Raw genomic sequence first — 26322 nt, 5'->3', positions numbered from 1 at the left:
CTCTCCTCGCGGGGAGAGGGTTTCAAAGAATCGGCGAAATCAGCCGGGCGATCCGCATGCCGACTTGTTGCAGGCGGTGGACCTCCCGGCTTTCTTCTTTGGCAACCTCGTAGGCCTGCGCGAAATCCTCGTTAAGCATCTCTTCCACGCTGGCAGCGAAAACACTGTCGACGGTCAGCAACATCACTTCGAAATTCAGCCGGAACGAGCGGTTGTCGAGGTTGGCGCTGCCGATCGCACTGATCTCGCTGTCGATCAATACCACTTTCTGATGCAGAAACCCGGGTTCGTAACGGAACACCCGGACGCCGGCGCGCACGGCTTCAAAGGCGTACAAGCTGGAGGCCGCGTAGACGATGCGATGGTCGGGACGTGAAGGCAGCAGCAAACGCACATCGACACCGCGCAGTACCGCCAGCCGTAACGCGGCGAATACCGCTTCGTCGGGGATGAAATACGGGCTGGTGATCCACACCCGTTCCGTTGCCGCGTGGATCGCTTCGACAAAGAACAGCGAACAGGTTTCGTAGGCATCGGCGGGGCCGCTGGCGAGCAGTTGGCAGAGCACGCCGTCATCCGGGTATTGATCCGGCAGGATCAGCGGCGGCAACGTTCGCGCCGCCCAGAACCAGTCTTCGGCGAAGGATTCCTGCATGCACGCCACCACCGGGCCACGGACTTTAACGTGGGTATCGCGCCACGGCGCCAGCGGCGGTTTTTCACCCAGATACTCGTCGCCGACATTGTGTCCGCCGACGAAGCCGACGACACCATCGACCACAACGATTTTGCGGTGGTTACGGAAGTTGACCTGAAAGCGATTAAGCCAACCGCTGCGCGTGGCGAACGCTTTGACCTCGACGCCGCCATCGCGCAGCGCTTGCACGTAACTATGCGGCAGGGCGTGGCTGCCGATGCGGTCGTAGAGTAGATGAATCGTCACGCCTTCGGCGGCTTTCTTCAGCAGCATGTCGCGCAGACGTTGGCCCAAGCGGTCATCGTGGATGATGAAAAACTGGATCAGCACGGCTTCTTTCGCCTGATCGATGGCCTGGAAGATCGCATCAAAAGTTGCCGTACCGTTTATCAACAACTGCACTTCGTTGTTTGCCAGACACGGCATGCGTCCGAGTTTGGGCATCGCCCGCAACGACGCGTAGGCATTCGAGGCACGAGCGGTCAGAGCTTCCTCCACCCACGGGCGCCAGTTCAGTTCGGAAATGGCCTGGCGCATTTGTTCGTTGGCCTGGCGTCGCGCCTTGATGTAGCCGTCGAAGGTACTGCGGCCGAACACCAGATACGGAATAAGCGTGAGATAAGGAATGAAGATCAGCGACAATGCCCAGGCAATCGAGCCTTGAGCCGTGCGCACGGTGAGCACCGCGTGGACGGCGGCGATCAGGCCGAGGGTATGCAACAGGGCAATCAGATAACCGAAAATGTGCGGTCCAAAATAATCCATGGGGCAGCCTTGCTCCGGAAGATTCAATGCTTAACAGACCATGTTCTGTGGCGAATGTCGCTATTTAATTGGCGCATGAACCGAAGCAATCGGCCGGCGTCTAACGGCCACTACTGATCAGGAGTTTCTCGATGAACGTTCGTCTGCTGGGTTTGGCGCTGGGTCTGGGTTTGGCATTGCCGGTGGTTGCGCAAGCGCAGATGCTGCAGCCAGGGCTGTGGGAAATGACCTCGAGCAACGTCAAGGTCGATGACCAGCCAATGGATGTGCAATCGATCCTCGGCCAACTGCAAGGCCAGATGACCCCGCAACAGCGCGCGGCGCTGGAGAAGAACGGCATCAATATCGGCGGCAAGGGCATCCGCGCGTGTCTGACGCCGGAGCAGGTGGCAACCAACGACATTCCATTGGCCGATCCACAATCGGGCTGCAAACAGCAGATCACCGATCGCACCGGTAACCAGTGGAAATTCCGTTTCAGTTGCCCGAAAGCGCAGGGCACTGGCGTGGCGACGTTCCTCAGTGATCGTGAGTTCACCACGGTGGCCAATGGCACGTTCAATGCGATCGGGATCAACCAGAAGGGCAGTCTGGAGACGCGCGCGGTTTGGCTCGGCCAGGATTGCGGCGCTGTGAAGCCTAGAGCCTAAAAGCTTCGCGAGCAGGTCGAATCGTCGCACCTGCTCGCGAAAGCGTCATAACATTCAGCGCATAAACCTCAGCGCCAACCCCCGACACCCGTCATTCACCCGACCCTCCCGCCAGGCAATCTGCCCCGACACAATCGTCGTATTTACCCGATACCGAAAGCTGCGTCCGGCAAACGGCGTCCAGCCGCACTGCGACAGAATCGGTTGCCGATCGACCTCCAGCGTCTGCGCCTCAACCAGCACCAGATCCGCCCAATACCCCTCACGCAAATAACCACGATCCGGAATCGCAAACAGATCCGCGACACGATGGCTGATCTTCGCTACCAAGGTCGTGATTGGCAGAACCCTATCCGCAACCAACTCCATCAGCGCCGGCAATGCATGCTGCACCAGTGGCAATCCTGAAGGCGCTTGCGCGTAGGGCCGCTGCTTTTCTTCCCAGGTATGCGGCGCATGATCGCTGCCGATAACGTCCAGCCGATTGCTGTTCAAAGCTTCACGCAAAGCATCACGATCGCTTTGACTCTTGATCGCCGGGTTGCACTTGATCAGGTTGCCGAGGTTTGGATAGTCACGATCATCGAACAACAAATGATGCAGACACACTTCAGCGGTGATGCGTTTCTGCGCCAACGGTTTGTCCTCGAACAACGCCAGTTCACGTGCTGTGGTCAGGTGCAAAACATGCAGACGTGTGCCGTGACGTTTGGCCAATTCCACCGCCAGTGATGAGGATCGATAACACGCCTCGGCATTGCGAATAAGCGGGTGAGCGGCGGGCGGAATACGATCGCCGAACAACTCTCGCAGATTGGCCGCGTTGGCGTCGATGCTCGGCGTGTGTTCGCAGTGCGCCAAGAGAATCGTCGGCACCTCGGCAAACAGCCGCTCGAGAATCTGCGGATCGTCCACCAGCATGTTGCCGGTCGAGGCGCCCATGAACACTTTCACCCCGGCCACTTCACACGGATTGAGCGCGGCGACCGTGTCGAGGTTGTCGCGGCTCACCCCAAAGTGAAAGCCGTAATTGGCCACCGAATTGATCGCCGCTCGACGCTTTTTATCCGCCAGCGCTTCGAGGTTGAGGGTCGCCGGGTCGGTGTTGGGCATGTCCATGAAACTGGTGATGCCCCCGGCAACCGCCGCACGCGATTCTCTGTGAATGCTGCCCTTGGCCGGGGCACCCGGCTCACGAAAATGTACCTGGTCATCAATCATCCCCGGCAGCAGCCATTGGCCGTTGGCATCGATTTCCACCGTGGCGTTTTCACCTTCGATGCTGCGCGCGATCTTGACGATGCGTCCATTGCTGACCAACAGATCCGCGTCGAACTCACGCCCTTCGTTGACCAGCCTGGCGTTGCGAATCAGCACGCTGCTCATGGTTCAGAACTCGTTCTGCAAGGCTTTGTAGCCGCGCACCAGATCGACGTTGGTGCGCGCCACGTCTTCGGAAAACTCCGAAGCGCTGACGCTCACCGGTGGAAACAACGAGAGGTCGGTGTTCGGACCAATGCGGGTGGTGGAGGGCACGTAAAAGGCATCCGGCAAATCGCGACCATCGACCACCGAGTTGTGCCGTACCACGCAGCCGTTACCCACCACGCAATTGAACAGGACGCTGTTGAAGCCGATGAACACCCGGTCGCCAACCACGCAGGGTCCATGCACGATCGAGCGGTGGGCGATGGAGCTGAACTCGCCGATGGTCACCGCTGCACCGGATTTGGAATGGATCACCACACCGTCCTGAATGTTCGAATTGGCACCGATGGTGATCGGCTCCATCTCGCCCGACGCATCCACTTCGTCGGCGCGGATCACCGCATAGGGGCCGACGAAGACGTTCTCGCCGATCACCACCTTGCCGCAGATGATCGCGGTTTTATCGACGTAGGCCGACTCGGCGATCTGCGGTAAATCACCTGAAGGATTCTTGCGGATCATGGTCGGCTCAGCGCGTCGTAAAGGGTGTTGAGGTTGTATTCGAACATGCCGGTGAAAGTGCTGGCTGGGCCGCTGGCGGCGAGGGCATCCGAATAGAGTGTGCCGCCGATGTGCGCGCCGCTTTCGTCGGCGATCTGTTTAAGCAGGCGCGCATCCTTGATGTTTTCCATGAACACCGCTTTGACCTTGGCCTGACGAATCTGGGTGATCAGTGCTGCGACTTCGGCAGCCGAGGGTTCACGCTCAGTGGACAAACCCTGCGGTGCCATGAAGTCGATTCCGTATGCCTGACCGAGATAACCGAACGCATCGTGGCTGGTGACGATCTTGCGGTTGCCCGGGGGCAGCGAGCCGAGTTTGGTTTTAGCTTCAGCGAGCAGGGCGTAGATCTGCTTCAGATAGGTTTTGCTGTTGCGTTCGTAGTCGGCCTTGTTCGCCGGGTCGGCAGCAATCAGCGCCTTGGTGATGTTGGCGATGTACAGCTCGGTGTTCGCCAGATTGTGCCAGGCATGCGGGTCGGGAACGGTTTCACCGTCTTCATCCAGTGAACGTGGAATCACACCATGGCTGGCACTGATGACCGTGGCTTTGGTCTCGGTGCTGGTGACCAGTCGATCCAGCCACGGCTCGAAACCGAGGCCGTTCTTGATGATCAGTTTGGCGCTGAGCAGCGCTTTGGCATCGTCCGGCGTCGGTTCGTAGGTGTGCGCGTCGGCGTCCGGGCCGACCATGTTGGTGATCTGGATATGTTCGCCGCCGACCTGATGCACCATGTCGGCGAGAATGCTGAAGCTGGTCACCACCGGTAATTTTTCCGCCGCCGACAAGGACATCGACAGCATCAGGCTGAACAACACGAGTAGAGCGCGCATCGGGAAACACCTCATTGGGATGTGAGCAAAGGCGGGCGGCGCAGCAAGCCGTGCACCGGCCCGAACACCACGGACAGCAGATAACCGAGGCCCGCGACCAGCACGATGGCCGGACCACTGGGCAGCGAGTAGTAGAACGACAGCAACAGACCGAACCAGACCGAGAGGCAACCGAGCAGGGCGGCGATGGCAATCAGGACCGGCAGGCGACGACTCCAGAATCGCGAGGCCGCGGCGGGAAGCATCATCAACCCGACCACCATCAGTGCGCCGATAGCCTGGAAACCGATCACCAGATTCAGCACCACGAGGGTCAGGAACACGCCGTGGGCGAGCGGGCCGAGCCGGCTCACGGTTCTCAGAAACAGCGGGTCGAGGGTGTCGAGCAGCAGTGGTCTGTAGATCAATGCCATGGCAATCAGGCTGAATGCCGAAACCCACAACATGCCATTGAGTGTCGGTCCATCGACGGCCAGAGCCGAGCCGAACAACAGGTGCAGGAGGTCGAGGCGTTTGCCGGCGATGCCGAGGATCAGTACGCCGCTGGCGAGGGAGATTGGATAAATTGCGGCAAGACTGGCGTCTTCGCGCAGACCGGTTCTGCGGGTGATCCAGGCGGCAAGTCCGGCCATGCTCAGGCCGGCGCCGAGGCCTCCGAGTGTGAGGGCGGGCAGACTCAAACCGGCAAACCAGAATCCTAATGCCGCGCCGGGAAGGATGCCGTGAGCCACCGCGTCACCGATCAGGCTCATCCGTCGCAGGATCAAAAACACACCGAGTGGTGCCGTGCTACATGCCAATACCAATCCGCCAAGGAGCGCGCGGCGCATGAACACGAACTCGTTGAACGGTTGCCAGAAGTGGGCGACGGTGAGCATCAGGCCACCTGTGTGTGAGGAGTTTGCCGGATCAATTCGACGCTGGCGCCGTACACGCATTCGCGGTTTTTAATCAGCAGGGTTTGCGGGATGTGCTGGCGTACGGCGGCGAGGTCATGACAGACCACGACGAGCGTTCGACCTTCGCCGTGCCAGGCGCGCAGGTGTTGCCAGAGTAACTGTTGGCCAAGTTCATCGAGTGCGGCGTGAGGTTCGTCGAGCAGCAGGACGGGAGCGTCGGTCAGACTCAAACGAGCGAGTAGGGCGCGTTGCAACTCGCCGCCTGAGAGCGCCATGAGCGGACGTTGTTCCAGTCCACTCAGGTGCCAGTTTTCCAATGCGTCTTTCAGACGTTGCGCGCGCAGTTGTGTTGAAAGTCGGCGCCCCCAGAAACCGGCAGCAATCAGCTCTTCGAGGCTGATCGGGAATTGGCGATCGAGATGCTGTTGCTGTGGCAGGAAAGACAATCCACTTTGCCGTGGAACACTCAGGGCGACTTTGCCGGCCAAGGGTTTCTGCAATCCGGCGATGACTTTTAAAAGACTGCTTTTACCACAGCCATTGGCGCCGATGATTGCGGTCAAGCTACCGCTGTCCAGTTCCAGATTCAGGGGGGCGGTTAGCGGTTGGCCTGGAGTCCCCCAACTCAAGGATTGGCAGCGGATCATGCTTGCTCACGCTGCCAGTGGCTTTCGGCGACGGCGTCATGGGCGTGCAAGCTTTCGGCGTGAATCACTCGCAGATGGAACTGATTAACGCCGGGTGTGCGGCGAAGCGCGAGGTTCAATCGACGTGCGGCGTCTTCGCAGAACATCAGATTTTGCCCATTGGCGAGGGCGAAGGCTTGTTCGTCTGCGCGCTTGACTGCGGTTTGCACGGCGGTGCCGAGGGCGGCTTCGGCGTCATCGATGATGGCGATGAGGGGGAATTCATCAACGAATTCGTCGAGGTAAATATGCAGTTGCGCAATGCTGCGTTGACTGTGAGGTGTAGCGACAATGCCTTGAGTCGAACCGAGCCAGGCCAAAACGTCGGCGTGCTGCAAGGTTTTATTTGCGAAGTCGTCGATGAATTGTTGCTGGATCAACTGCCGTGCCAAGGCCGCGGAGCAGGGGCAAGTTGAGGAGTAGGGCACTTCGATTTTGAGTTCCACGTGGAACATCTGATTTTTCAGGCTGGCCGAAATGATCGCTGGATAGGACTTCCAGCCGGCTAATGGGCTGATCAGCGCGGGCCTTTTCAACAGCAAATCCGTGTGAATGTTCAAGTAGGCGCGGCTGGATAAACCGTCGTGACTGTTCAGGAAACGTTTTAGTACCTGATGCAGCAAAGACGGGGAAAGGCTTTCCTGCTCAAGCGCTGCCAACGCCAAATACAGCCGCGACATGTGGATGCCTCGCGCTTCGCCATCATCAAGACTCACTCCGGCATCTGCCTTGGCACTTAGGCGTTGGCCTTCCAATGAGACAGGTAAAGCGATGCCGCGCATGCCCACCCATTCAAGTGGCAGGGCTTGGCGAGTGGATTGCGCGGCGATATCCGGAAGTGTCATCGAATTCATGTTCAGGACCATCGTGTTAATTGAATTCAATGTTACATTATAACAATGCGATTCACGATGCCTTTTTCATGAACAGGCTTTCATATGCACAGACGTCATCTACTTAATCTGATTTTGGCCAGTGCGGCCTTTACCCTCCCTTTCAGTGTTTCAGCCACCCAGATTCGTAACGCGCGGCTATGGCGTTCTGATGAAAAGCTGCGATTGGTTTTTGATCTGAGCGGGCCGGTGCGCTACAAAACCTTCACGCTCAGCGCTCCGGAGCGGCTGGTGATTGATGTGTCCGGTGCCAAGTTGAGCGGAGATTTCAGCCAGTTGGCATTGGATGGCACGGTCATTCGTTCGATTCGCTCCGGCCCATTGGGCGGCAGTGATACGCGGATTGTTCTCGATCTAAGCAAACCGGTACTGCTGAACAGCTTCCTTTTGGCGCCCCAGGATGGCCAAAGTCATCGCTTGGTTCTGGATTTGGTCAGCGCAAAAGAGGCGCCACCGGCACCAATGGTTCCACGTGAAACACTCAAGGTGGGGGCTCACCCTAAGCGCGACATCATCGTAGTTGTCGATCCAGGGCACGGCGGAAAGGATCCCGGCGCGGTCGGTGCCAAGGGGGAAAGGGAAAAAGATGTGGTGCTTTCCATCGCGCAACTGCTCGCCAAGCGCTTGAAGAAAGAGAAGGGTTTCGACGTAAAGCTGGTGCGCAATGACGACTTTTTTGTGCCTTTGCGCAAACGCGTGGAGATCGCCCGTCAGCACAAGGCCGACATGTTCATGTCGGTTCATGCCGATGCCGCGCCACGACTCACAGCGTCGGGTGCGTCGGTGTATTGCTTGTCCGAGGGCGGTGCCACATCGGCGACAGCGCGCTTTATGGCGCAGCGTGAGAACGGCGCGGATCTGCTCGGTGCTACCAGCCTGCTCAATCTGAAAGACAAGGATCCGATGCTGGCCGGGGTCATTCTCGACATGTCGATGAACGCTACGATCGCTGCCAGTCTGCAACTCGGCAGCACGGTTCTTGGCAGTCTCGCCGGCATCACCACACTGCATCAGAAGCGCGTGGAACAGGCAGGATTTGCCGTGCTGAAGTCTCCGGATGTTCCGTCGATCCTGGTCGAAACCGGTTTCATCTCCAATGCGCGTGACAGCCAGCGGCTGGTCACGGCACGCCACCAGCAGGCGGTGGCCGACGGTTTATTTGAGGGCTTGCAGCGTTATTTTGAAAAAAATCCGCCGGTCGACAGCTACCTTGCCTGGCGGCGGGAGGAACAGAAAGCGCAGGTCTAACATCCGGTAATGCGGCTGCAGGTGAATTTTGCGCTGCTGCCGCCAGAGCTGGAGAAGCGATTGATCGTCGTCCAGCCGACACGTCGGGTATAGCCAACCCAGGCTTCGCCATCGGAGGCGATTCCGGTGAAGAACGTCAGTTGACCAAACCGACTGTTGGTCTGCGCCCAATAGCGTTGACCATGCTTCTCAAAGCCGCGCAGGTAAAGGGTGGTGCCGGCCGTATTGACGCTGTAAGCGTTCCCTTCGGCATCCACGCATGCCAACAGGTTGGCGCTGCGTGTGCAGGCAGCGAGCGCCGGTAACTGCGCCCACGCATTGCCAGCCAGCAGCAATCCAAGGCTCAACAGTGAGCATTTCAGCGCAGTTTTCATCAGGGATTCCGAATCTGGGATTAGCTCAGCTTCCTGCTGTTCATCGCGCACGACAAGAGCAGGGCTGGTTTATTCATGTTGTTATACTATAACATAAATAATAACTGAGCCTGAGCGGGCCGATTTCAAGCGTTTACCTTCAGCGAAACCCTCGCATGAAGCGCAAAAACGCCAAGCGCTGGCAAAAGCGCCAATCGCCTGCCTTCCTATGAGGATTATCCAATGTCAGCCGAATTGCCCGTCACCGTACTTTCAGGATTTCTCGGCGCCGGAAAAAGTACACTTTTGAATTACGTACTACGTAACCGCAAGGGATTGCGCGTAGCGGTCATCGTCAATGATATGAGTGAGATCAACATCGATGGCAGCGAAGTTCAGCGTGATGTCAGCCTGAACCGCGCAGAAGAAAAAATCGTCGAGATGAGTAACGGCTGCATCTGCTGTACGTTACGCGAAGATTTACTCGAAGAAGTCAGCAAGCTCGCCCGAGAAGGTCGCTTCGACTATTTGTTGATTGAGTCCACCGGCATCTCCGAGCCGCTGCCGGTCGCAGAAACCTTCACCTTCCGCGATGAACATGGCCAAAGCCTCTCCGACATCGCCCGACTCGACACCATGGTGACTGTAGTCGACGGTATGAATTTCCTGCCGGACTATCAGGCGGCGGAAAGCCTTGCCTCCCGTGGCGAGATGCTCGGCGAGGAAGACGAGCGCGCCATCACCGATCTGTTGATCGAACAGATCGAGTTTGCCGACGTATTGCTGATCAGCAAGATCGACCTGATCAGCCAGAGCGAGCGCGAAGAGCTGATCGCGATCCTCAAGCGCCTCAATGCCCAGGCTGAAATCATCCCGATGGTGATGGGCGAGGTGCCGTTGGAGAAGATCCTCAACACCGGCCGCTTCGACTTCGAGAAAGCAGCGCAAGCGCCGGGCTGGCTGCAGGAGTTACGCGGTGAGCATGTGCCGGAAACCGACGAATACGGCATCGCCTCCACTGCCTTCCGCGCGCGTCGCCCGTTTCACCCGCAACGTTTCTTCAGCTTTATTGATCGGCCGTGGCTGAACGGCAAACTGCTGCGCTCCAAAGGCTTTTTCTGGCTCGCCAGCAAACCCACAGACGCTGGTAGCTGGTCGCAGGCCGGCGGGTTGATGCGGCATGGTTTCGCCGGACGCTGGTGGCGTTTCGTGCCGAAGACCCAATGGCCACAGGATCAGGAAAGCACTGCAGCGATCATGGAAAACTGGACGCCGAGCGTAGGAGATTGTCGCCAGGAGCTGGTTTTCATTGGCCAGAACATCGATTTCCTACAGCTTTCTGAAGAACTGGACGACTGCCTGCTCACCGATGAAGAAATGGCCCTCGGCGTAGAGGGCTGGCGATTACTGCCGGATCCGTTCGGGCCTTGGCACGAAGAGGCTGCCTGATGCTCGCACTCAAACTGCAGCAAAACCGTACCCGTCATCAGCACCAGGGCCCGACTCCAAAGACGCTGACGCGAATTCTGGACGACGACAGCAACCTCGCCGTCTGGCAGCGACAACTGCCGTTGCACATCGGCGAGTTCGCCCGGTTGCTGCTGTCGCTTAATGAACCCTTGGCAGAATCATTGTGTCTGGAGTTGCCGGATGAGGACGCCGAGCCTGACTTAACCGGGTTGGCCGCAGGCTTCCGTGATCTGGAGGGTTACGAAGGCTTTATCGCCGACCTGAAATGGCTGGTCAGTGCCTTCGCCTGCTTGCTGGGCGCCAAGCGGATCGGCCTGCGCCTGCGGGTGCTCGATAAAGCCATGTGCCCGCGTTTCCACGTTGATCACGTGCCGGTGCGGCTGATCACCACGTACGCCGGGGTCGGCAGCCAATGGCTCAAGGAAGGCGCGATGGATCGGCAGCAACTGGGGCAGGCCAACGCCGAACCCCAAGCGCACATTCAGCAACTCGGCAGTGGCGACGTTGCGCTATTGAAAGGCGAGAAATGGCACGGCAATGAAGGCTTCGGTCTCATCCATCGCTCGCCGCAACCGCCCGCAGGCGAGCGTCGATTGATCCTCACCCTCGACTGGCTCGGCTAACGGCTCAAGACGCTTCAAGGTTTTAGCCACGATCCTTGGCTCTGATCTTCGCAATATGGCTTCAAATACGCCGCATCAGTGGCGACGCCGTAATAGTGGATGTCTTGGCGATAAGGCATATTGGCGACTTGCGCGTTACTGCACACGCCAAACGCACCGCTCGGGCATTGATCGACGTATTGCACCTCGACTTTCTGCCCGGCCAGCGTTGGCTGGCAAAAACCGTCGTTGAACAGCTTCTGCGGGATATTGCGGTTCTGCTGGCAGACTTTGACGTCGAGCCGCTCGCCCTGACTGTGCACCACGCAGGCCTGAGCCCACGCTTCGCTCGACAGCAGCGCCAACAGCAACGACCATCCCATCCAACGCATCTTTGCATCTCCCAAGAAAGCTTCCCGCCATGTTGCAGAACATTCCTACCCATGTCATTGCTGGCCCTTTGGGCGCCGGCAAGACCAGCCTGATTCGCCAGCTCATGGCCCAGCGGCCAGAAGGTGAGCGCTGGGCGGTGCTGATCAACGAGTTCGGCCAGATCGGCCTCGATGCGGCGCTGCTGACCCGCGACGCCGAGGGTATCGCATTGGGCGAAGTCGCCGGCGGTTGCTTGTGTTGCGTCAATGGCGCGCCGTTTCAGATCGGCCTTGGGCGGTTGTTGCGCAAGGCGAGGCCGGATCGACTGTTCATCGAGCCGTCCGGGCTGGGGCATCCAGCGCAGTTGCTCAAGCAGTTGAATGAAGCGCCATGGTCAGGCGTTCTGGCGGTTCAGCCCTGTGTGCTGGTGCTGGATGCTCAGGCGCTGCATGTCGGGAAAGCATTACCAGCCGCGCAACAGGACGCGTTGGCGAGCGCCGGATTGCTGCTGCTGAACAAAGCCGAAAACCTTGATGACACGGCACGGGCAAATATCGCCAACCGATTGCCGTCAGTCCCGCTGATCTGGACGCAACAGGCGCAACTACCGTTGAACGAACTGCCGGGCCTGGCTGCAAAAGCAGTCAACGGTGTGGACAACCTGGCCGTGCCCAAAGGGTTGGGACAAATGCCGGCCGTCTGGAGCGATCCGACGTTGCCGATTTGCCTGAGTCAGGCGCAGGAGGGTGGCTGGAGCATTGGTTGGCGTTGGCATCCGGGCCAGACGTTCGACAAGCAACGCATTGCCGACTGGTTAACAGGCCTTGATTGGAAGCGAGCAAAACTGGTGATCCGCAGCTCGGATGGCTGGTTGTCTGCGAATGCTTTGGATAATGCCAAGCTGATCTGGCAGGCCAGCGAATGGCGCAAAGATTCGCGAATCGAACTGATCTTCGTCGATCCGCAAAATATTGATCAATTGCAGGCGGGGCTGGCGCGATGCCGAACCCGGTGATTCAGCTCAAGGCTTCCACTTGGTGTGTTCCTGCCGCCACTGACTTAGCTCGATTACTTCCGCGCGCGGTTTGTGCACTTCAACCACCGGCGGAGTATCGTCGAACGGCGCCGGGTAGGGCGCCAGTTCGATCTGCGCACTGTGCGCTCCAAACTGGGTAATCGTGCCGTTATGCCGGGTTTCACCGGTCACGGTGAATTCGAAGTTGTAGACCCGCGCCAGTCGTCGGCGACCGTTGGCGTCCTTGATGAAGCCGATCTTCTTCAGTGCAACGTTGCCGTCGAGCAACTCCACGCGCACGTTGAGACAATGCTGCTTGACCCGCTCCAGCGCCCGCTCGCGCAAGCCGTGGTTGTGCCATAGCCACGCGCCCGCGGCGGCGAACAGCATCAGCACGAAGATGTTTTCCAGGGTCAGCATCAACATCGAACTCCAAAAGATAGCGTCAGCTTAACTGCGTCGCCGGTCTGTCGTACAGGCTGCGTTTCGTCGCATACTGCGCGGCTTGAATTTCAATCGTTTTACGGAATGACCCGAATGAAACGTACGCCTCATCTGCTCGCCATTCAGTCCCACGTCGTGTTCGGCCACGCCGGCAACAGCGCTGCGGTTTTTCCGATGCAGCGGGTCGGGGTGAACGTCTGGCCGCTCAACACTGTGCAGTTTTCCAACCACACCCAGTACGGCCAGTGGGCCGGCGAAGTGTTGGCGCCGCAGCAGATTCCCGAGCTGGTCGAAGGCATTGCGGCCATTGGCGAGCTGGGCAACTGCGATGCGGTGCTGTCCGGTTATCTCGGCAGCGCGGCGCAGGGGCGGGCGATTCTCAGCGGTGTCGAGCGCATCAAGTCGGTCAACCCGAAGGCCTTGTATCTGTGTGATCCGGTGATGGGCCACCCGGAGAAGGGTTGCAGTGTGCCGACCGAGGTCAGCGATTTCCTGTTGGATGAGGCAGCGGCCGTGGCGGACATCATGTGTCCGAACCAGTTGGAGCTCGATAGTTTTTCCGGGCGCAAGCCGCAGTCGCTGTTCGATTGCCTGGCGATGGCGCGGGCGCTGCTGGCACGCGGGCCGAAAGCGGTGCTGGTCAAGCATCTGGACTATCCGGGCAAACCGGCTGATGGTTTTGAAATGTTGCTGGTAACGGCCGAGGGCAGCTGGCATTTGCGCCGTCCGTTGCTGGCGTTTCCGCGTCAGCCGGTGGGTGTGGGCGATCTGACATCCGGCCTGTTTCTGGCGCGGGTGCTGTTGGGCGACAGCCTGGTGGCGGCGTTTGAATTCACGGCGGCGGCGGTGCATGAGGTGCTGCTGGAAACGCAGGCGTGCGCCAGTTATGAGCTGCAACTGGTGCGGGCGCAGGACCGGATTGCGCATCCGCGGGTGAAGTTCGAGGCTACTGCGATCAGTTTGTAAGACCGCGTTGCCCCCATTCGCGAGCAAGCTCGCTCCCACATTTGGTTTTGTGTACGCCACAGATCCAGTGTGGGAGCGAGCTTGCTCGCGAAGGCTATAGCTCAGACAGCATCAATCCAAAGACTGATCAGGCGTCGCCCTTGATCTCCTGATAGCGCTTCTCCAGCTCCTGGCGAATCTGCCGGCGCTGCTGCGCCTGCATATAACGACGCTTGTCTTCACTGTTCTGCGGCTGCAGCGGCGGCACGGCGGCTGGTTTGCGCTGGTCGTCTACCGCGACCATGGTGAAGAAGCAGCTATTGGTATGACGCACCGAGCGTTCGCGGATGTTTTCGGTGACGACTTTAATGCCGACTTCCATCGAGGTGTTGCCGGTGTAGTTGACCGAGGCGAGGAAGGTCACCAGTTCGCCGACATGGATCGGCTCGCGGAAAATCACCTGATCCACCGACAGCGTCACCACGTAGCGGCCGGCATAACGGCTCGCGCAGGCGTAAGCCACTTCGTCGAGGTATTTGAGCAGGGTGCCGCCGTGGACATTGCCTGAGAAGTTGGCCATGTCGGGGGTCATCAGTACCGTCATCGACAGCTGGGCGTTTCCGGGTTCCATAACGTTCTCACGGATCAAGGCTGGTTTCTGGAAGCACCTCTGCGGGTGCCTGGTCACTTTTCAAAAGCACCGTTATCGGGACGCCGGGCAACTGGCCGCCGTCACGCCGGAATCGATCTGTTTCCTTATATTGCACCGCCTTCCCGTGGGAAGTCGCGGTGTTAACCTGCAAAAGGCCCTGCTCAAGGGCAATTCCCACATGAAAAGCGGATTTTTACCCAACTCGCCCAGACCTTTCTGACGTCTGCCCGCGAGTCTCGTCATTCAAGGAGGCCACGCCATGCATGCCATCAGTTTTATTCAGGACTTGGCAGTGATCATGTTGGTTGCAGGTGTGGTGACCGTGCTGTTCCACCGTTTCAAGCAGCCGGTGGTGCTCGGCTACATCGTCGCCGGTTTCATCATCGGCCCGCACACACCGCCGTTCGGCCTGATTCACGATGAAGAAACCATCAAGACTCTTGCCGAACTCGGGGTGATCTTCCTGATGTTCTGTCTCGGCCTGGAGTTCAGCCTGCGCAAGTTGTTCAAGGTTGGCGCAACGGCGTTTATCGCGGCGTTCCTCGAAATTGTCCTGATGATCTGGATCGGCTATGAAATCGGCCGCTGGTTCGACTGGAACACCATGGACTCGCTGTTCCTCGGCGCGATTCTGGCAATCTCGTCGACCACCATCATCGTCAAGGCACTCAATGATCTGAAGATGAAGAACGAGCGCTTTGCGCAGTTGATCTTCGGCGTGCTGATCGTCGAAGACATCCTCGGCATCGGCATCATCGCGCTGCTATCAAGCATTGCCGTCAGCGGCACTGTCAGCTCCGGCGAAGTGTTTTCCACAGTCGGCAAGTTGTCGCTGTTCATGATCGTCGCGCTGGTCATCGGTATCCTGCTGGTCCCACGATTGTTGGCCTACGTGGCCAAATTCGAAAGCAACGAGATGCTGCTGATCACCGTGCTCGGCCTGTGTTTCGGCTTCTGCCTGCTGGTGGTCAAACTTGAGTACAGCATGGTGCTCGGCGCCTTCCTGATCGGCGCGATCATGGCCGAGTCGCGGCAGTTGCTGAAAATCGAACGGCTGATCGAGCCGGTTCGCGATCTGTTCAGCGCGATCTTCTTTGTGGCCATCGGCCTGATGCTCGACCCGATGATTCTTCTCGAATACGCGTGGCCGATCGCGGTGATTACCGTCGCCGTGGTACTGGGCAAGATGTTGTCCTGCGGCCTCGGTGCATTTATCGCCGGTAATGACGGACGTACCTCACTGCGCGTGGGCATGGGACTGTCACAGATTGGCGAATTTTCCTTCATCATCGCCGCGCTGGGCATGACCTTGCAGGTCACCAGCAATTTCCTTTATCCGGTCGCCGTGGCCGTGTCGGTGATTACCACGCTGCTGACGCCGTATCTGATTCGTGCGGCTGATCCGCTGTCGATCAAGTTGTCGGCGGCGGTGCCCAAGCCTCTCGGCCGCGTGCTGGGCATGTACGGGGAATGGTTGCGCAGCATTCAGCCGCAAGGCGAGGGTGCGATGCTGGCTTCAATCATTCGCAAGATCTTGCTGCAGGTCGGCGTCAACCTGGCGCTGGTGATTGCGATCTTCTTCGCCGGCGCGTATTTCGCCGAACGCATCTCGCTGTGGTTGCAGGACTGGATCAGCGATCCGAGCTGGCAGAAGGCGTTGATCTGGGGCGGAGCGCTGTTGGTATCGCTGCCGTTCCTGATCGCGGCGTATCGCAAGCTCAAGGCGCTGTCGATGCTGCTGGCAGAGATGGGCGTGAAGCCGGAGATGGCCGGGCGTCACACACAGCGAGTGCGCCGGGTGATCGCCGAAGTGATCCCGATCCTCTCGCTGCTGGTGATTTTCCTGCTGTTGGCAGCCTTGTCGGCCAGTATCTTGCCGACCAACAAGTTGCTGGTGCTGATCGCCGTGGTCGCGGCCGCCGTGGCGGCGCTGCTCTGGCGCTGGTTCATCCGCGTGCACACGCGGATGCAGGTAGCGCTGCTGGAAACCCTCGACAACCACAAGGAGTCGTCGGGGCATTGACCCACCGGGCCGGGGCGGCTGGCCGATCAGCTTTCCAGCCAGACGTCCCGCGCCCAGTGCCACACCGATTCCCAGGACTCTTCGGTGATCAGCTCTTCTTCGCCGGACCACAGCACCACGGTGCCGTCCTCTTCGACGCAGTAGTAGTTCTCACCGTCCTGGCAGATCGGGATCAGGTCACGCGGTACGCCGATGTCCCACGCATTGGCCGCGACGTCCGGCAAATAGGTGTGCGATTGCGGGTCGGTGACAGTCACCGGCTCCAGGCTGCCGTAAACCACATCGCTAACGGTCAGCAAAAATTCTTTGAAGACGAACGGGATGTTGATGAAGAGTTCTTCTTCGACTTCCACCAGTTGGTCTTCGTCAGGCAACTCCAAAGGAACCGGTACGGGTTCGTTGGCTTCGCGCAGTTGTTCGATGATTTCTTCCACGTCCGGGATCCTCTTGCTTGAATGGCGCGGTTTATATGGGCCGGTTTATACAGTAGCTCGCTATAGATGCAACCGCGAAATAGAAAACCCCAGCCGAGGCTGGGGTTTTTATTACCGCAAGTGAAGCGCGCGGGGGGATCAGCCGTTCTGGCGGATACCTGCAACCAGCCAAGGCTGGTTCTCGCCCTGCGGACGTTCCATGTTCCAGCTTTCGCTGAACACTTCGCCCTGATCGAAGCGCGAGGACTTCGACACACCGTTGAAAGTCAGGGTGGCGATGGTCTTGTCGGCACGGTCATCGACGCCGTCCAGTTGCACCTGGAGGTTGTCGATGTAGGTCGACTGGAACGCGTCGCCCAGATCCGCACGCTCACGCTTGAGGAACTCAAGCATTTGCGGGGTCACGAACTCGGCGATCTTGTCCATTTCGTTGGCGTCCCAGTGCTGCTGCAGCGACTGGAAGTGGCTACGTGCAGCTTCAAGGAAGTTCTGCTCGTTGAACCACGCGGGTGCGTTGATCACCGGACGAGCGGCAGCAGGTGCAGCCGAACCACCGAAGATCGAACCCATGGCAGCAGGCTTTTGCTCGAACACTTCACGCTGCATCGGCGCGCCGGCCGGAGCGAATTGCTCCTGCTGCTTGCGTCGACGTGCGGCGATGAAGCGGAAGATCACGAACGCGATCACGGCCATGATCAGGATGTCGAAGATCTGCATGCCCTGGAAGCCGCCGCCCATGAACATGGATGCGAGCAGGCCACCAGCCGCGATGCCGGCCAGCGGGCCGAGCCATTTCGAAGCACCGCCGGCCTTGGCCGCAGCGCCCGCGGCACCGGCAGCACCAGCGGTCGCAGCAGCGCCGCCCATGCCTGGAGAAGAAGGAGCCATCTGGCTGGTCTGGTGCGTCGGCGCAGCGCCGGCGCTTTTGCCACCACCAAAGCGCTTGGCGTTGGCGTCGAGGCTCATCGTCAGGCCGATGCACAACGCCATGGCGATGCTAAGAAAACGTTTCATAAAGGGAATTCCCGTTTGTGGAGACACGCGCGCCATGTTGCACAGCTGAAGTGTTACTGGCTAGCGAGAGAGTGTTTCGGGCTTTTGCCTGACAGGTTACGTTCAGCTCGGTCGGGGCAATAAGGCCATGTACTTTTGGCTGTAGGAAATCGGGACAGGTTCAGTGAGAAAGTACGCTTAGCGACGAAACGCCAGCATCACTACACCGGCAGTGATCAGGCCGATGCCGCCCCATTGGCGCAGGTCGAGTTTCTCACCCAGCAGAATCACGCCGAGCACCGCCACCAGCACCACGCTGAGTTTGTCCACCGGAGCGACCAGTGAGGCCGGGCCGACTTTCAGCGCGCGGAAATAGCACAGCCACGACGCACCGGTTCCCAGGCCGGACAGCAACAGGAACAGATAACTCTTCGCAGAGATCGATCCCAATGACTGATATTGGCCCGTCGCGTACAAAATCAAGGCCAGGCTGACCAGTACCACGATGGTCCGCAGCAGGGTGGCGAAGTCGGAATTGACGTTTTCGATGCCGACTTTGGCGAAGATCGCCGTCAATGCGGCGAAAGTGGCCGAGAGCAAGGCCCAGAATGTCCAGGAAGAAAAGAAGCCTGAGCCCATGGAAATGTCCTTTGATCAACCTGCTGACCCAGATCCTGTGGGAGCGAGCTTGCTCGCGAATGCGCTATTGCAGAGACATCTATGTTGACTGACAGGACGCCTTCGCGAGCAGCTCGCTCCCACATTGGTCTTGCGTTGGTATCAGATCGCTTCCAGCTTGGCGTAACCGAGCATCAGCCACTTGCTGCCTTCGCTGAAGTTCACCTGCACCCGCGCCTGTGCACCCGCGCCCTCGAAGTTGAGGATCACGCCGTCGCCAAAGATCGAATGGCGTACTGCCTGACCGAGGCTGAAACCCGTTTCCGGAATCTCGCTGCCGCTGAACAGGTTGCTGCCGCTCATCGACTGATTACCGCCGAATGGACGGCTGACGCTGTTCGACAAGCGCACTTCCTGTATCAGGCCTTTCGGCACCTCGCGTACGAAACGCGAGACCTTGTTGTAGGTTTCGCTGCCGTACAGGCGTCGGGTTTCAGCATAGGTCATGACCAGATTCTGCATCGCCCGGGTGATGCCGACGTAGGCCAGACGCCGCTCTTCTTCAAGACGACCGGGTTCTTCCAGGCTCATTTTGTGCGGGAACAGGCCTTCTTCCATGCCCACGAGGAACACGTAAGGGAATTCCAGGCCTTTGGCGCTGTGCAGCGTCATCAACTGAATGCTGTCTTCGTGTTCGTCGGCCTGAGTGTCGCCGGCCTCCAGCGAAGCGTGGCCGAGAAACGCTGCCAGTGGCGTCAGCTCTTCGTCTTCTTCGGTGTTCTCGAAGTTGCGCGCGGCGCTGACCAGTTCCTCAAGGTTTTCTACCCGAGCCTGGCCTTTCTCGCCTTTTTCCGCTTCGTGGTAGGCAATGAGGCCGGATTGCTCGATGACGGTTTGCGTCATCAGGTGCAACGGCATTTCCATGCACTTGGCGGCGAGGTTCTCGATCAGTTCGATAAACGCACCCAAGGCACCGGCCGCGCGGCCGGTCAGGCCTTTGTTGGCGACTAGTTGACGCATCGCTTCCCACATCGATACATCGCTGTGGCGCGCGTGATCACGGATGGCTTCGACGGTTTTTTCGCCGATGCCACGGGCGGGCACATTGATCACCCGTTCCAGCGCCGCATCGTTGCCGCGACCTTCGAGCAAGCGCAGGTAAGCCATGGCGTTTTTGATTTCCGCACGCTCGAAGAAGCGCTGGCCACCGTAGATACGGTACGGAATACGTTCACGCAGCAAAGCTTCTTCGAGAACGCGCGATTGGGCGTTGGAGCGGTACAGAATCGCGATATCGCTACGGGCCAAGCCGGTTTTCAGCGCGCTTTCGATGGTTTCGACAACGTAGCGTGCTTCGTCGTGTTCGTTGAACGCGGCGTACAGATTGATCGCTTCGCCGTCGCCGCCGTCGGTCCACAGCTCTTTGCCGAGGCGCCCGGTATTGTTGGCGATCAGGGCGTTGGCAGCCTTGAGAATGCCGGCGGTGGAGCGATAGTTCTGCTCGAGGCGAATGGTTACCGAATCCGCGAAGTCGGAGGAGTACTGATGAATGTTTTCGATCTTCGCGCCGCGCCAGCCGTAAATCGACTGGTCGTCGTCGCCGACCACCATCAGGCTGTCGCCGCCCTTGCCGAGCAGGCGCAACCAGGCGTACTGCACGGCGTTGGTGTCCTGGAATTCGTCCACCAGAATATGACGGAAGCGCTTCTGATAATGCGCCAGCAGGCCCGGATGATCGCGCCACAGGTCGAGGGCACGCAGGAGCAATTCGGAGAAATCGATAACCCCGGCACGCTGGCACGCTGCCTCGTAGGCTTCGTAAATGCCGCGCATGGTCGCCAGGTACAAATCACCGCTGGCCTGAATGTGCTGCGGACGCAGGCCTTCGTCTTTTTGACCGTTGATGAACCACTGCGCCTGACGCGCCGGCCAGCGTTGCTCGTCGAGACCGAGCTCGCGGATCACCCGCTTGACCAGCCGTTGCTGGTCGTCGCTGTCGAGAATCTGAAAGGTCTGGCTCAGGCCCGCTTCCTGCCAGTGCGCCCGCAGCAAGCGGTGCGCGAGGCCGTGGAAGGTGCCGACCCACATGCCCGCCGGGTTGATACCCAGCAACTGCTCGATGCGGTGACGCATCTCGGCAGCGGCCTTGTTGGTGAAGGTCACCGACAGAATGGAGTGGGGCGAGGCGTTTTCGACCTGGATCAACCAGGCGATACGGTGCACCAGCACTCGGGTTTTACCGGAGCCAGCACCGGCCAGGACCAACTGACGGCCAACGGGGGCCGCTACGGCCTGGCGTTGGGCATCGTTGAGGGAATTCAGCAGAAGGGAGAGATCATCGCGCATCGGGGCATTCTAGGGTGCGCCGCAGGCCCGGGCAAACCGAGCTTTGCATTAGCCGATGAAACTCCTGCCGATGACGACCGGTCGGTCACTGGCTACAGGCATCGGCCCGCCGCGCTCCGAGGGTTTCGCGGGTGGCAAAGGGCGGAATAGTTTCGCTGAAATTATGATCTGGAGCAGTTTGGCAACGGGATCGGCTTGTGTATGCTCCGTCCACGTTTCGGGCGCACGCCCTCCTTATAAGAACAAGAACGTTGCCCATGACCCTCAGCGCCGAACTGTCGGGCCCCTCCGTGGAACCCCGGGTTATCCGCAAGCACTATGCCGTCGAAATGGCGGTGGAACGCACGCGTCTGCTGTATCAGGGCTCGTTGTTGCCCACGCTGTTCATGTTGATCAATGGTCTGGTCTGCGCCGGTTTGCTCTGGAGCCCGCAGCGCTACTTCGTGGTCAGCGTCTGGCTGGTCTGGTTGCTGTCGCTGGTCGCGTTGCGGGTTATTCAGGTGGCGGCGTTCGATTCGGCGATCCCCAATCGCCAGGCCCAGCCCATCTGGTTCCGCATGTTCCTGCTTGGCTCGACCATGACCGGGCTGACCCTGGCCGGTGCCGGCATCGCGCTGGTGCCCGCCGATAATTTCATGCAACAAGCCTGGGTGTTCGGCCTGATCGGCGCGGCGACGCTGTCGGCCAGTGTGGCCTACGCGGTGAGCCTGCCGGCGTTTCTGTCGTTTACCTTGCCCTGTCTGTTGCCGGCGATCGGCTTTCTGTTCTGGGGCGGTGACGAGCAGGCACGCGGCTGGGGCTGGCTCGGGTTGATCCTGCTCGGTTCGCTGAGCGTGGTGGCGTGGCAGGTCAATCGGCTGATCGATCGTGGTTTGCTGCGGCGCTTCCAGAATCAGCACCTGATCGAACACTTGCAACAGACGCAGTCGCGCAGCGAGCAGCTCAATCAGGAGCTGGCCAGAGAAATCGAACAACGGCGCTGCGCCGAGGGCAAGTTGCGCGAAGCACAGGTCGAACTCGAAGACCGCGTCGCCCAGCGCAGCCGCGAACTGGACGCGGCCAATCAGGCCCTGAGCAAGAGCGAGGCACGGCTGGCACTGGCGTTGAAGGCCAGTGAGCTGGGACTGTGGGACTGGAACCTGCAAACCGACGAAGTCCACCACACGCAGATTCAGGAGCTGTTCGGCCTCGCTCCGGAATACGTCACGGCGATCCTTCGTGACCTCAAACCCCGTCTGCATCCGGAAGACGTGCCGGCGCTTAAACATGCGTTGATCGAACATCTGAAAGGCCGTACCGAGGATTATCAGATCGAGTACCGCGTGCGCCATGGCGATGGCCACTGGGTGTGGATCGAAGACCGTGGCCGCGCCGTCGAGCGCAGCGACAGCGGGCAGGTGATCCGCATGGTCGGCACGCGTCGCGACATCAGCGCGAGCAAACGCCTCGAAGAACAGCAGCGCCTGGCGGCGACGGTGTTCGAGGCGGCCAGCGAAGGCATCGTCATTCTCGACCCGAACTATGCGCTGATCGCGATCAATCAGGCGTTCAGTCGCGTCACCGGTTATGACATCGAGGACATGCTCGGGCGCAACGTCGTCGAATTGCCGTGCAGTCGCGATGCCCGCCGCCATTACGTCGCGATTCGCCATGCACTGGAGCAGCATGGCAGTTGGCAGGGCGAACTGGTCGAAACCCGCAAGAATGGTGAGCTGTATCCGCAGTGGCTGCAGTTGAATGCAGTGCGCGATAGTCGTGGGAATGTCAGTCATATTGTCGGCTTCTTCGCCGATCTTTCAGCGCGGCGCGAATCCGAAGAGCGCATGCGTTACCTGACACACTACGACGAGCTCACCGGGCTGGCCAACCGCTCGCTGTTCCGCGAGCGCCTGCACGAAGCACATCAGCGTTCGCGTCAGGGCCGGCGCAGTCTGGCGTTGCTGCACATCAACCTTGATCGCTTCAAATTGCTCAACGACAGTCTGGGCCATGAGATTGCCGATCAGTTGCTGCAGAAAATGGCGCGCCGCTTGGTCAACGCGTTGCCGGAAGCCGACACCATTGCCCGTTTGTCCGGTGATGAGTTCGCGGTGCTGTTCGACGCCTACGGCAACCTGTCGAGTCTGGCGCGGGTCGCCACGCGACTGTCGAGCAAACTGCGTTTGCCGCTGACGGTGGAAGGGCATGAACTGGTGGTCAGCGCCTCGATGGGCATCAGCATGCTGCCGGACAATGCCCGGGAGATTTCCGCGCTGGTCAGCCAGTCGAACATGGCCATGCAACATGCCAAACACTTGGGCGGTAACAATTTTCAGTTCTACACCGACAGCTTGCAGGCCAGCACCCTCGAGCGCTTGCAACTGGAAAACCAGCTGCGCAAAGCCATCGAAGACAAGCAGCTGAAAGTGTTTTATCAACCGAAGCTGTGCCTGCAAACCGGGCGCCTGAATGCGGCGGAAGCGCTGGTGCGCTGGGATCATCCGACCATGGGCCGAGTACCGCCGGGGGATTTCATCGGATTGGCGGAGGAAACCGGGCTGATCGGCCCGATCGGCGAATTCGTCCTGCGTCAGGCGTGCTGGCAGGCCTGCGAATGGCAGCGTCAGGGCCTGGAACCGATCCGCGTTTCGGTGAACCTGTCGGTGCATCAATTGCGTCAGGGAAAACTGGTCAGCCTGGTGCGGCAAGTGCTCGAGGAAACCGGGCTGGCGCCGCACTACCTCGAACTGGAACTGACCGAGAGCCAACTGCTCGACAGTGTCGAACACATCATCGCGACCTTCCAGCAACTGCGCGATCTGGGGGTGAAACTGGCCATTGATGACTTCGGCACCGGCTATTCATCGCTGAGTTATCTCAAGCGCATTCCGGTGGATTACGTGAAGATCGATCAGGCGTTCATTCGCGGGCTGGGCGAGGGCAGCGAAGATGCAGCGATCACTCGCGCGATCATAGCCATGGCCCACGGCTTGTCACTGAAGGTGGTGGCTGAGGGCGTCGAGCGGCAGGATCAACTGGAATTTTTACGCGCCGAGCGCTGCGATGAAGTGCAGGGCTATCTGATCAGCCGGCCCGTGGAAGCTGACAGTCTGGCCGGGCTGTTGCGCGAACAGGAAAAACCGTTTTAAGGGCTACATGCACCTCATCGCGCCTGATATGGGGACATCGAGTTACGCATTGAGCAGGCAAAAAGCCAATTCATGTAGTATAACTACAAGCGTGCTACATCCTTGCCCATAAGAAGAGTCCAGCCCCTTGAATCTGCTGCAACACATCGCCCAGTCACGTCACCTGTTACGCAAGTCGGAGCTCAAGGTCGCCGACCACGTGCTGCTTGACCCGGCGGCGGTGATGCACAGTTCCATGGCCGATCTGGCCCACAGCGTCGGCATCAGTGAGCCGACCATCGTGCGCTTCTGTCGCGCCATCGGTTGCTCCGGTTTTCAGGATCTCAAACTGAAGTTAGCGCAAAGCCTCGCGGCCGGTGCCAGCTTCGGCCAGTTCGCGATCCACGAAGACGACTCGGTCGCCGATTACAGCCTGAAGATTTTCGACACCACGTTGCACACTTTGATGGAGGTTCGCGAGAAGCTCGATCCGGTTGAGTTGCAGCGCGCGGTGACGCTGATGTCGCAGGCGCAGCGTGTCGAGTTCTACGGCTTCGGTGCCTCCGGCGCAGTGGCGGCGGATGCCCAGCACAAATTCTTCCGTTTGCTGCTGACGGCAGCGGCGTACTCCGACCCGCACATGCAGGCGATGTCGGCGGTGACGTTGAAACCGACCGATGTGGCGATCTGTATTTCGCAGTCGGGGCGTTCCAAGGATCTGCTGATCACCGCCAATCTGGTGCGCGAGAGCGGCGCGTCGCTGATCACCTTGTGCCCGAGCCAGACGCCGTTGGCCGAGCTGTCGACGGTCAATCTGGCGATCGATGTGCACGAAGACACCGAAATCTATACGCCGCTGACTTCACGCATTGCGCATCTGGTGGTGATTGATGTGCTGGCGATGGGCGTGGCCATGGCGCGCGGTCCGAGCCTGGTCAATCACCTGAAGAGCGTGAAGCGCAGTCTGCGTAGTTTGCGTTTGTCGCCAAAGGCCGCCAAAGCCCTGGATGACTGACAGCTGTTGTGGCGAGGGAGCAAGCTCCCTCGCCACAAGTTAATCACCCCTCTGCGCAAGTTTCATCGCACTGTCATCCCCGCGCAGCCAAACCGTCATCCCTCCCGCCTATCGTGAAACTCCCGTCATCGCCTTGGGAGACTCGAAATGGCTCAGCCCTACGAAGAACGCAACAGCGCCGCGAAAACCCGTCGTCAGCAGGAAGACCAGCGCCGCATGGAATTTCGCCGCGCTATCGAAGATCGCTTCGAACTCCGTCAGCTTCAGGCCGAAATCGGCGACTTTCCCGAGATCACTCACTGGCAGGCAGCACCCGCAGCTTCCCGTCGAAGCGCTCAACCAGCGCGCTGATCTGCACGCGCTCGCTACGGATAAACGCCAGGAAGGCGTGCGCCACCGGTGACAGGCGTTTGGCCTTGGCTTGCACCAGGCACCAGCTACGCAGCAGCGGCAGTTCCTCGACCGGCAACTCGACGAGTCCACCGGTCGCCAGCTCCAGGTTCAGGGCGTGGCGCGTCAATAGCGCCAGGCCCAAACCCGCCTGCACACATTCACGCTGGGCTTCAGCCGAGGCCACTTCCTGGGTCTGGGTGAAATGCACGCGTTTCTCTTTGAAATACTCTTCGCAGGCCAGTCGCGTACCCGACCCCGGTTCGCGGATCAGCAGCGTGTAGGGTTCCAGATCCTGCAAACGTAGCGGGCCCATGTGTGCCAACGGATGATCCGGGCGCGCCACGGCAACAATCGGATTGTTGAGGAACGGCAGGAATTCCAGGCCCATGTCCTGCGGCACCATCGACATGATCACCAGATCGTCGCGGTTGTCGGACAGCCTGCGAATCACCTGGCCACGGTTGACCACGGTCAGTTGCAGATTCACTTCCGGGTGCTGGCGTTTGAACGCGGCGAACAGATGCGGGACGAAGTATTTGGCGCTGGATTCCACCGCCAGTTTCAGCTGACCTTGCAACGATCCCTGCATGTCCGAGAGCTGCATATCGAGGTTTTCCAGGCGTCCGAAAATGTCCCGGCTGGCGCGCTGGAGTGCTTCGGCGGCTTCGGTCATGTAGAGTTTTTTGCCGACATAATCGAATAATGGCTGCCCGATCAGCTCTTCAAGCTGACGAATCTGTAGGCTGACGGCCGGTTGCGTGAGCGACATTTCCTCGGCTGCGCGGCTATAAGAGCGTAAATCACACACTTCGTTGAAGATCTGCAACTGACGCAATGTCATACGCATCAATGACTTACGCATTTATTATTGGCTCTTTCG

26 protein-coding genes and 1 pseudogene are annotated in these 26322 nt (G+C 59.4%); 10 read left to right on the top strand and 17 right to left on the bottom strand.

Translation table 11 applies throughout. The features are described from left to right. Nucleotides 1-22 precede the first annotated feature (22 nt). Nucleotides 23-1462, bottom strand: coding sequence for a cardiolipin synthase (gene cls, locus WA225_RS18125; RefSeq protein ID WP_422608990.1), 1440 nt, complete (start codon nucleotides 1460-1462; stop codon nucleotides 23-25). A 131-nt stretch (nucleotides 1463-1593) separates the two neighbouring features. Here cls and WA225_RS18120 point away from each other — a divergent pair, with 131 nt between their 5' ends. Further along, complete coding sequence (locus tag WA225_RS18120; RefSeq protein ID WP_034152149.1) at nucleotides 1594-2112, top strand: DUF3617 domain-containing protein; 519 nt, start codon at nucleotides 1594-1596, stop codon at nucleotides 2110-2112. A gap of 54 nt (nucleotides 2113-2166) precedes the next feature. Here the strand turns inward: WA225_RS18120 and WA225_RS18115 are convergent, their stop codons facing one another. From WA225_RS18115 to folE2, 6 genes are read right to left on the bottom strand one after another with little or no spacing between them, the layout of a single operon-like run. Continuing rightward, nucleotides 2167-3498, bottom strand: a complete 1332-nt coding sequence (locus WA225_RS18115; protein ID WP_422608989.1) for a dihydroorotase — start codon at nucleotides 3496-3498, stop codon at nucleotides 2167-2169. A gap of 3 nt (nucleotides 3499-3501) precedes the next feature. Beyond that, nucleotides 3502-4062, bottom strand: coding sequence for a carbonate dehydratase (locus WA225_RS18110; RefSeq protein ID WP_122842141.1), 561 nt, complete (start codon nucleotides 4060-4062; stop codon nucleotides 3502-3504). Continuing rightward, nucleotides 4059-4934: a metal ABC transporter substrate-binding protein gene (locus WA225_RS18105; RefSeq protein WP_422608988.1), complete on the bottom strand. Its 876-nt coding sequence runs from the start codon at nucleotides 4932-4934 to the stop codon at nucleotides 4059-4061. The genes WA225_RS18110 and WA225_RS18105 overlap by 4 nt, the downstream gene beginning before the upstream one ends. Before the next feature lie 11 nt (nucleotides 4935-4945). Continuing rightward, nucleotides 4946-5812, bottom strand: a complete 867-nt coding sequence (locus WA225_RS18100) for a metal ABC transporter permease (RefSeq protein ID WP_422608987.1) — start codon at nucleotides 5810-5812, stop codon at nucleotides 4946-4948. Continuing rightward, nucleotides 5812-6480 (bottom strand): metal ABC transporter ATP-binding protein, encoded by a 669-nt coding sequence (locus WA225_RS18095; RefSeq protein WP_422608986.1) that lies wholly within the window; start codon nucleotides 6478-6480, stop codon nucleotides 5812-5814. Before WA225_RS18095 ends, WA225_RS18100 begins: the two co-directional genes overlap by 1 nt. Then, nucleotides 6477-7373, bottom strand: a complete 897-nt coding sequence (folE2, locus tag WA225_RS18090) for a GTP cyclohydrolase FolE2 (protein WP_422608985.1) — start codon at nucleotides 7371-7373, stop codon at nucleotides 6477-6479. The genes WA225_RS18095 and folE2 overlap by 4 nt, the downstream gene beginning before the upstream one ends. An 84-nt stretch (nucleotides 7374-7457) precedes the next feature. Between folE2 and WA225_RS18085 the strand changes: the two genes are divergently transcribed. Then, nucleotides 7458-8660 (top strand): N-acetylmuramoyl-L-alanine amidase, encoded by a 1203-nt coding sequence (locus tag WA225_RS18085; RefSeq protein WP_422608984.1) that lies wholly within the window; start codon nucleotides 7458-7460, stop codon nucleotides 8658-8660. On the opposite strand, the gene WA225_RS18080 is transcribed toward WA225_RS18085, so the two are convergent. After that, nucleotides 8657-8929, bottom strand: a complete 273-nt coding sequence (locus tag WA225_RS18080; protein ID WP_422609118.1) for a glutamine synthetase — start codon at nucleotides 8927-8929, stop codon at nucleotides 8657-8659. The two genes, WA225_RS18085 and WA225_RS18080, sit on opposite strands and share 4 nt — an antisense overlap. Continuing rightward, nucleotides 8912-9034, bottom strand: a pseudogene (locus WA225_RS18075) (glutamine synthetase); the annotation flags it as partial. The pseudogene WA225_RS18075 and the gene WA225_RS18080, both read right to left, overlap by 18 nt. A gap of 222 nt (nucleotides 9035-9256) precedes the next feature. On the opposite strand from WA225_RS18075, the gene zigA reads away from it, so the two are divergent. Together zigA and WA225_RS18065 are read left to right on the top strand one after the other, a co-directional pair. Next, nucleotides 9257-10462: a zinc metallochaperone GTPase ZigA gene (gene zigA / locus WA225_RS18070; protein ID WP_422608983.1), complete on the top strand. Its 1206-nt coding sequence runs from the start codon at nucleotides 9257-9259 to the stop codon at nucleotides 10460-10462. Further along, entirely contained in the window at nucleotides 10462-11106 is a 645-nt protein-coding gene (locus WA225_RS18065; RefSeq protein ID WP_422608982.1) for a DUF1826 domain-containing protein, read from the top strand. The genes zigA and WA225_RS18065 overlap by 1 nt, the downstream gene beginning before the upstream one ends. 14 nt (nucleotides 11107-11120) lie before the next feature. Here the strand turns inward: WA225_RS18065 and WA225_RS18060 are convergent, their stop codons facing one another. Beyond that, the gene (locus WA225_RS18060) at nucleotides 11121-11477 is read right to left on the bottom strand and encodes an NADH:ubiquinone oxidoreductase (RefSeq protein ID WP_212545393.1); all 357 of its coding nucleotides are present in this window, start codon (nucleotides 11475-11477) and stop codon (nucleotides 11121-11123) included. 29 nt (nucleotides 11478-11506) lie between these two features. Here WA225_RS18060 and WA225_RS18055 point away from each other — a divergent pair, with 29 nt between their 5' ends. After that, on the top strand, nucleotides 11507-12472 hold the full coding sequence (locus WA225_RS18055; RefSeq protein WP_422608981.1) for a CobW family GTP-binding protein: 966 nt from the start codon (nucleotides 11507-11509) through the stop codon (nucleotides 12470-12472). Between the two features lie 6 nt (nucleotides 12473-12478). On the opposite strand, the gene WA225_RS18050 is transcribed toward WA225_RS18055, so the two are convergent. Further along, the gene (locus tag WA225_RS18050; protein WP_064389782.1) at nucleotides 12479-12892 is read right to left on the bottom strand and encodes a DUF3301 domain-containing protein; all 414 of its coding nucleotides are present in this window, start codon (nucleotides 12890-12892) and stop codon (nucleotides 12479-12481) included. Nucleotides 12893-13009: 117 nt separating this feature from the next. Here WA225_RS18050 and pdxY point away from each other — a divergent pair, with 117 nt between their 5' ends. After that, nucleotides 13010-13882 (top strand): pyridoxal kinase PdxY, encoded by an 873-nt coding sequence (gene pdxY / locus WA225_RS18045; RefSeq protein ID WP_422608980.1) that lies wholly within the window; start codon nucleotides 13010-13012, stop codon nucleotides 13880-13882. Between the two features lie 127 nt (nucleotides 13883-14009). Here the strand turns inward: pdxY and WA225_RS18040 are convergent, their stop codons facing one another. Then, complete coding sequence (locus WA225_RS18040) at nucleotides 14010-14492, bottom strand: acyl-CoA thioesterase (RefSeq protein WP_003229693.1); 483 nt, start codon at nucleotides 14490-14492, stop codon at nucleotides 14010-14012. Nucleotides 14493-14772: 280 nt separating this feature from the next. On the opposite strand from WA225_RS18040, the gene WA225_RS18035 reads away from it, so the two are divergent. Next, nucleotides 14773-16536 carry a cation:proton antiporter gene (locus WA225_RS18035; protein WP_422608979.1) on the top strand — a complete coding sequence of 588 codons (1764 nt, stop codon included), beginning with the start codon at nucleotides 14773-14775 and terminating at the stop codon, nucleotides 16534-16536. A 26-nt stretch (nucleotides 16537-16562) separates the two neighbouring features. Here the strand turns inward: WA225_RS18035 and WA225_RS18030 are convergent, their stop codons facing one another. The 4 genes from WA225_RS18030 to uvrD all read right to left on the bottom strand — a co-directional run bounded on the left by WA225_RS18030 (nucleotide 16563) and on the right by uvrD (nucleotide 20927). Beyond that, a complete protein-coding gene (locus WA225_RS18030) occupies nucleotides 16563-16970 on the bottom strand; it encodes an SMI1/KNR4 family protein (RefSeq protein ID WP_008078852.1) in 408 nt (135 codons plus the stop codon). A gap of 138 nt (nucleotides 16971-17108) precedes the next feature. Further along, on the bottom strand, nucleotides 17109-17984 hold the full coding sequence (locus WA225_RS18025; RefSeq protein WP_422608978.1) for a Tim44 domain-containing protein: 876 nt from the start codon (nucleotides 17982-17984) through the stop codon (nucleotides 17109-17111). A gap of 177 nt (nucleotides 17985-18161) precedes the next feature. Then, nucleotides 18162-18602, bottom strand: coding sequence for an EamA family transporter (locus WA225_RS18020; protein WP_016984014.1), 441 nt, complete (start codon nucleotides 18600-18602; stop codon nucleotides 18162-18164). A 141-nt stretch (nucleotides 18603-18743) separates the two neighbouring features. Continuing rightward, nucleotides 18744-20927 carry a DNA helicase II gene (gene uvrD, locus WA225_RS18015; protein ID WP_007912069.1) on the bottom strand — a complete coding sequence of 728 codons (2184 nt, stop codon included), beginning with the start codon at nucleotides 20925-20927 and terminating at the stop codon, nucleotides 18744-18746. A 257-nt stretch (nucleotides 20928-21184) separates the two neighbouring features. On the opposite strand from uvrD, the gene WA225_RS18010 reads away from it, so the two are divergent. The 3 genes from WA225_RS18010 (at nucleotide 21185) to WA225_RS18000 (ending at nucleotide 25400) form a co-directional block, all read left to right on the top strand. Further along, complete coding sequence (locus WA225_RS18010; RefSeq protein WP_422608977.1) at nucleotides 21185-24055, top strand: EAL domain-containing protein; 2871 nt, start codon at nucleotides 21185-21187, stop codon at nucleotides 24053-24055. Between the two features lie 127 nt (nucleotides 24056-24182). After that, nucleotides 24183-25049 (top strand): transcriptional regulator HexR, encoded by an 867-nt coding sequence (gene hexR, locus WA225_RS18005; RefSeq protein WP_007912071.1) that lies wholly within the window; start codon nucleotides 24183-24185, stop codon nucleotides 25047-25049. Nucleotides 25050-25196: 147 nt separating this feature from the next. Continuing rightward, nucleotides 25197-25400: a PA3496 family putative envelope integrity protein gene (locus tag WA225_RS18000; RefSeq protein ID WP_008078845.1), complete on the top strand. Its 204-nt coding sequence runs from the start codon at nucleotides 25197-25199 to the stop codon at nucleotides 25398-25400. Here WA225_RS18000 and WA225_RS17995 read toward each other — a convergent pair. Continuing rightward, nucleotides 25342-26304 (bottom strand): LysR family transcriptional regulator, encoded by a 963-nt coding sequence (locus tag WA225_RS17995; RefSeq protein WP_016984010.1) that lies wholly within the window; start codon nucleotides 26302-26304, stop codon nucleotides 25342-25344. The two genes, WA225_RS18000 and WA225_RS17995, sit on opposite strands and share 59 nt — an antisense overlap. Nucleotides 26305-26322 lie beyond the last annotated feature (18 nt).

Source organism: Pseudomonas sp. (genome assembly GCF_049300855.1).
Classification (GTDB): domain Bacteria; phylum Pseudomonadota; class Gammaproteobacteria; order Pseudomonadales; family Pseudomonadaceae; genus Aquipseudomonas.
Note: the sequence above shows the minus strand (reverse complement) of the source record. Positions and strands in the feature narration are given on the sequence as shown.

Excerpts from the sequence above, each read along its gene's own strand:
- cls (WP_422608990.1), bottom strand. The coding sequence starts at position 1,462 with ATGGATTATTTTGGACCGCACATTTTCGGTTATCTGATTGCCCTGTTG.
- WA225_RS18120 (WP_034152149.1), top strand. The coding sequence starts at position 1,594 with ATGAACGTTCGTCTGCTGGGTTTGGCGCTGGGTCTGGGTTTGGCATTG.
- WA225_RS18115 (WP_422608989.1), bottom strand. The coding sequence starts at position 3,498 with ATGAGCAGCGTGCTGATTCGCAACGCCAGGCTGGTCAACGAAGGGCGT.
- WA225_RS18110 (WP_122842141.1), bottom strand. The coding sequence starts at position 4,062 with ATGATCCGCAAGAATCCTTCAGGTGATTTACCGCAGATCGCCGAGTCG.
- WA225_RS18105 (WP_422608988.1), bottom strand. The coding sequence starts at position 4,934 with ATGCGCGCTCTACTCGTGTTGTTCAGCCTGATGCTGTCGATGTCCTTG.
- WA225_RS18100 (WP_422608987.1), bottom strand. The coding sequence starts at position 5,812 with ATGCTCACCGTCGCCCACTTCTGGCAACCGTTCAACGAGTTCGTGTTC.
- WA225_RS18095 (WP_422608986.1), bottom strand. The coding sequence starts at position 6,480 with ATGATCCGCTGCCAATCCTTGAGTTGGGGGACTCCAGGCCAACCGCTA.
- folE2 (WP_422608985.1), bottom strand. The coding sequence starts at position 7,373 with ATGAATTCGATGACACTTCCGGATATCGCCGCGCAATCCACTCGCCAA.
- WA225_RS18085 (WP_422608984.1), top strand. The coding sequence starts at position 7,458 with ATGCACAGACGTCATCTACTTAATCTGATTTTGGCCAGTGCGGCCTTT.
- zigA (WP_422608983.1), top strand. The coding sequence starts at position 9,257 with ATGTCAGCCGAATTGCCCGTCACCGTACTTTCAGGATTTCTCGGCGCC.
- WA225_RS18065 (WP_422608982.1), top strand. The coding sequence starts at position 10,462 with ATGCTCGCACTCAAACTGCAGCAAAACCGTACCCGTCATCAGCACCAG.
- WA225_RS18060 (WP_212545393.1), bottom strand. The coding sequence starts at position 11,477 with ATGCGTTGGATGGGATGGTCGTTGCTGTTGGCGCTGCTGTCGAGCGAA.
- WA225_RS18055 (WP_422608981.1), top strand. The coding sequence starts at position 11,507 with ATGTTGCAGAACATTCCTACCCATGTCATTGCTGGCCCTTTGGGCGCC.
- WA225_RS18050 (WP_064389782.1), bottom strand. The coding sequence starts at position 12,892 with ATGCTGACCCTGGAAAACATCTTCGTGCTGATGCTGTTCGCCGCCGCG.
- pdxY (WP_422608980.1), top strand. The coding sequence starts at position 13,010 with ATGAAACGTACGCCTCATCTGCTCGCCATTCAGTCCCACGTCGTGTTC.
- WA225_RS18040 (WP_003229693.1), bottom strand. The coding sequence starts at position 14,492 with ATGGAACCCGGAAACGCCCAGCTGTCGATGACGGTACTGATGACCCCC.
- WA225_RS18035 (WP_422608979.1), top strand. The coding sequence starts at position 14,773 with ATGCATGCCATCAGTTTTATTCAGGACTTGGCAGTGATCATGTTGGTT.
- WA225_RS18025 (WP_422608978.1), bottom strand. The coding sequence starts at position 17,984 with ATGAAACGTTTTCTTAGCATCGCCATGGCGTTGTGCATCGGCCTGACG.
- WA225_RS18020 (WP_016984014.1), bottom strand. The coding sequence starts at position 18,602 with ATGGGCTCAGGCTTCTTTTCTTCCTGGACATTCTGGGCCTTGCTCTCG.
- uvrD (WP_007912069.1), bottom strand. The coding sequence starts at position 20,927 with ATGCGCGATGATCTCTCCCTTCTGCTGAATTCCCTCAACGATGCCCAA.
- WA225_RS18010 (WP_422608977.1), top strand. The coding sequence starts at position 21,185 with ATGACCCTCAGCGCCGAACTGTCGGGCCCCTCCGTGGAACCCCGGGTT.
- WA225_RS18000 (WP_008078845.1), top strand. The coding sequence starts at position 25,197 with ATGGCTCAGCCCTACGAAGAACGCAACAGCGCCGCGAAAACCCGTCGT.
- WA225_RS17995 (WP_016984010.1), bottom strand. The coding sequence starts at position 26,304 with ATGCGTAAGTCATTGATGCGTATGACATTGCGTCAGTTGCAGATCTTC.